Genomic DNA, 3,486 nt, shown 5'->3' with positions numbered 1-3,486 from the left:
ACCAGGCGCGCGAGCCCCAGTTGGCGGCCTATGGCCACCCCCCGGTCGGCGTGCCCACGCTCACCGACAACGTGGCACTGGCGCCGCTGCAGCCTCAGTTCGCCACCCCTCAGTACCACGGTCAATCGGCAACCGGCGGCCAGCCTCACCTGCTGATGCTCACGGCTTCGCGCGCGGGCTGCATCCGCGCAGCTGCCCTGCAAAGAGCCTTCCTCAGCCGTCAGGACCTGCCCGCGCTGCGCACCCTGCTGATCGACTCGCCGGGGCGCTTCGAGCTCACCTCCGAGTGGTGCGAGCACATGGGCCTGGCTGCACCCGACGTGTCCATCCGTCTGCCGAGCGGCTCCTCGATCGCTCAGACGGCCGACGCCCTGCGCCAGCTCGATCACCTGCTGAACGAATACCGGCCGGCTGCGGTCATCGTGCAAGGCGGTGAAGATGCTGCCCTGGCCGCCGGCCTGGCCGCTCACCGACAAGGCATCCCGGTGCTGCACCTCGAAGCCGGCCTGCGCAGCTTCGATCGCAGCCGCCCCCAGGAAATCAACGCCATGATGAGCGATCACATGGCCGACCTGCTGCTCACATCCGAGTGGGTGGCCCACGACAACCTCACACGCGAAGGCATCCCGGCCGACCGGGTCGTGTTTGTCGGCAACCTGATGATGGACACCATGCGCGCCATGTTGTCTCAGGCGGCCCCCCCGAAGTACACCTTGCGGCAGTTCAACCAGTCGCCTGAGCTGCTCAAGGCCGGACGAGGCTATGCCGTGGTCTACCTGCAGGACCAGGGCATCGCACAGAACCCCGAAGCCCTGCTGGAGCTGGTGATCACACTCAAGTCGGTGGCACGGGACATGCCGCTGATCTGGACCATGACCGATGCCACCCGGGCCTGGGTCGAAGAAAACCACGTGCTCGAGGGTGTTTCGGGCAACCAGGTCGGGCTGCTGCCCATCATTCCCTATTTCAAGATGATGGGTTTGATCGGCACCGCCGCTTGCGTGTTGACAGACTCGTCCGCCGTCCAGGAGGAAGCCACCATCCTGGGCGTTCCCTGCCTGACGCTGACCAACTACACCGAAAGGCGTATCACGGTCGAGCAAGGCACCAACATCGCAGTGGGGCGCAACAGCAGCCTCATCCACCGCGCCGTGGCCGAAGTCATCCGTGGTGGAGGCAAAAAAGGCCGGCTTCCCAAGTTCTGGGATGGCCTGTCGGCCCAGCGCACGGCCGATCACCTGGCCGCATGGTGGAAACAGCGACAACCTCGCTCGCACACACCTCAGGGTTGACCACCCCACCCGAGGGGGTTGGGTTGTGTCCAAAGCCACAACCATCCCCCTAATGTCCAGGGGTCCCCCACAAACGGAGGATATTGGCGCGCCCTCATCCCGCTGACAATCAGGCCATTACAAAATCTTACCAAAGCAGGTCATTCGTTTCAGGCCCTGCCTGTGAGACGGCGCGACAGAGAGGCACCACATGCTGCGGGTTTTTCAACACCATATTTCGCTGGCCACCCTGGCTGAACTGATCGCGGACAGCCTCACGAGCTTCCTGGCGATCATGCTGGGTGTCCTGACACTCGCCCACTTCTACGGCGACGGCGATGCCCTGGGTGTCTCCACGGTGCTGCGCTCCGGCCTGGGCTTTGCCCTGCTGATCCCCCTGCATTGCGGCCTGGTCGGTGTCTACCGCGAAGGCGCGACCCGCCAAACCGCCCGCGCCAAGCTCGGGCGCGCCGTGCTCGGCTGCCTGATTGGCGCCCCCATCGCGTACCACTTGGCCGTCAAGACGTTGGTCGATGGCACCCAGGCACCCCAGTTGATGGGTTTTGCCATCGCCTACCTGATGGTGGGCCTGGTGCTTGTGCGCGGCTTGCTGCTGACCGCCTGGCACGGCTCGCTCGTGCAACAACGCGTGCTGATCGTGGGCACGGGCAACGAAGCCCACGCGGTGGCCGCCGACCTGAAGTCGCGTCGCCGCTCCAGCCACGCCGTGGTGGGCTTCTACCCCGCCGGCCACTCGGTGCTGCCGGGTGACGACAAGCGCTTCAACATTTTCTCGCGCGACACGGCCATCGATGACATCGTCAACAAGCACGACGTCAACCAGATCATCGTGGCCGTCAAGGAGCAACGTGGCGGCAACGTCCCCATGGACCAGCTGCTGCAGGCGCGCATCCAGGGCATCCCCGTGATGGACCTGGCCACCTTCTACGAACAGACCACTGGTGAAGTGCCCGTCGACAGCCTCAAGGCCAGCTTCCTGGTCTACGGCCGCGGCTTTGCCCAGGACCGCACCCGTGCGCTGGTCAAGCGTGTCTTCGACGTCGTCACCTCCGGTCTGCTGCTCACCCTCGCCTCGCCGATCATGCTGATCACTGCGATCGCCATCAAGCTGGAAAGTGCTGGCCCGGTGATCTATCGCCAGGAACGCGTGGGCTTGGCCGGCAAGGGCTTCATGTGCCTGAAGTTCCGCAGCATGTGCACCGACGCCGAGAAGGATGGCGTGGCCGTGTGGGCCAAGAAGAACGACAGCCGCGTGACCCGCGTGGGCCGTTTCATCCGCAAGACCCGCATCGACGAGCTGCCCCAGCTGCTGTCCGTGCTCAAGGGCGAGATGAGCATGGTCGGCCCGCGCCCCGAGCGCCCCTCGTTCGTGGCTCAACTGCGTGACCAGATCCCCTTCTACGATGTGCGCCACAGCGTCAAGCCGGGCGTGACCGGCTGGGCCCAGGTTCGCTATGCCTACGGTGCTTCGGTCGAGGACGCGCTGCACAAGCACCAGTACGACCTGTACTACGTCAAGAACAACTCGCTGTTCCTGGACCTGCTGGTCCTGTTCGAAACGGTCAGCGTGGTGCTGTTCCGCGAGGGCGCTCAGTGAGCCAGCGTTGAGACGCATCTTTTCCGCAAGGCGGGCTTCGGCCCGCCTTTTGTTTTGTGCGCGACAATCCCGGGTTCGCCGGATCACTTCCGCCCTGTGAATTCCCCACAAGCCACCCCTGCCACCTCCCCCCGCTCACGCCTGAAGCTGGTGCTGACGTGGGTCGTGGGTTTCGGTCTGCTGGGCTGGCTGCTGCAGCACGTGCCCCTGGCGCAGGCCCAATACGCGCTGATGCGACCCAGCGCCTCGACCTGGGGGCTCACGCTCGGCGGCCTGCTGCTGAGTTACGGCCTGCGCGGTGCCCGGCTGCAAGTCGTGCTCGACCTGGACAACCACCAGGCACCGCCGCGGCGCTGGCTGGGTCTGCGCACCGACGCGCTGAGGGTCATCCTCATGCACAACGCCGCCATCAACCTGCTGCCCATGCGTGCTGGCGAGCTGAGCTTCCCGTGGCTGGCCTCACGCGAGCTGGGTTACCCAGTGGCGCGGGCCGTGGCATGCCTGCTTTGGATGCGCTTGCAAGACATCACCGTGCTGGTGGGCCTTGGCATTTTGCTGTGGCCTGGCCTGGCCTCGGCCTGGCGCGCGGCGGGGCTC

General features: G+C 65.5%; 3 protein-coding genes. All 3 read left to right on the top strand.

What is annotated here, in order from left to right:
• Nucleotides 1-1,292, top strand: a 1,292-nt coding sequence (locus B2W70_RS05675) for a UDP-N-acetylglucosamine 2-epimerase (RefSeq protein ID WP_286743694.1), incomplete at its 5' end; no start/stop codon positions are given.
• A gap of 190 nt (nt 1,293-1,482) precedes the next feature.
• Entirely contained in the window at nt 1,483-2,889 is a 1,407-nt protein-coding gene (locus B2W70_RS05670; RefSeq protein WP_286743693.1) for a TIGR03013 family XrtA/PEP-CTERM system glycosyltransferase, read from the top strand.
• 96 nt (nt 2,890-2,985) lie between these two features.
• Nucleotides 2,986-3,486, top strand: a 501-nt coding sequence (locus B2W70_RS05665; protein WP_286743691.1) for a lysylphosphatidylglycerol synthase domain-containing protein, incomplete at its 3' end; no start/stop codon positions are given.

It is taken from the genome of Aquabacterium sp. UBA2148 (genome assembly GCF_002328915.1).
GTDB classification, from domain to species: Bacteria; Pseudomonadota; Gammaproteobacteria; order Burkholderiales; family Burkholderiaceae_C; genus Aquabacterium; species Aquabacterium parvum.
Note: the sequence above shows the minus strand (reverse complement) of the source record. Positions and strands in the feature narration are given on the sequence as shown.

Excerpts from the sequence above, each read along its gene's own strand:
- B2W70_RS05670 (WP_286743693.1), top strand. The coding sequence starts at position 1,483 with ATGCTGCGGGTTTTTCAACACCATATTTCGCTGGCCACCCTGGCTGAA.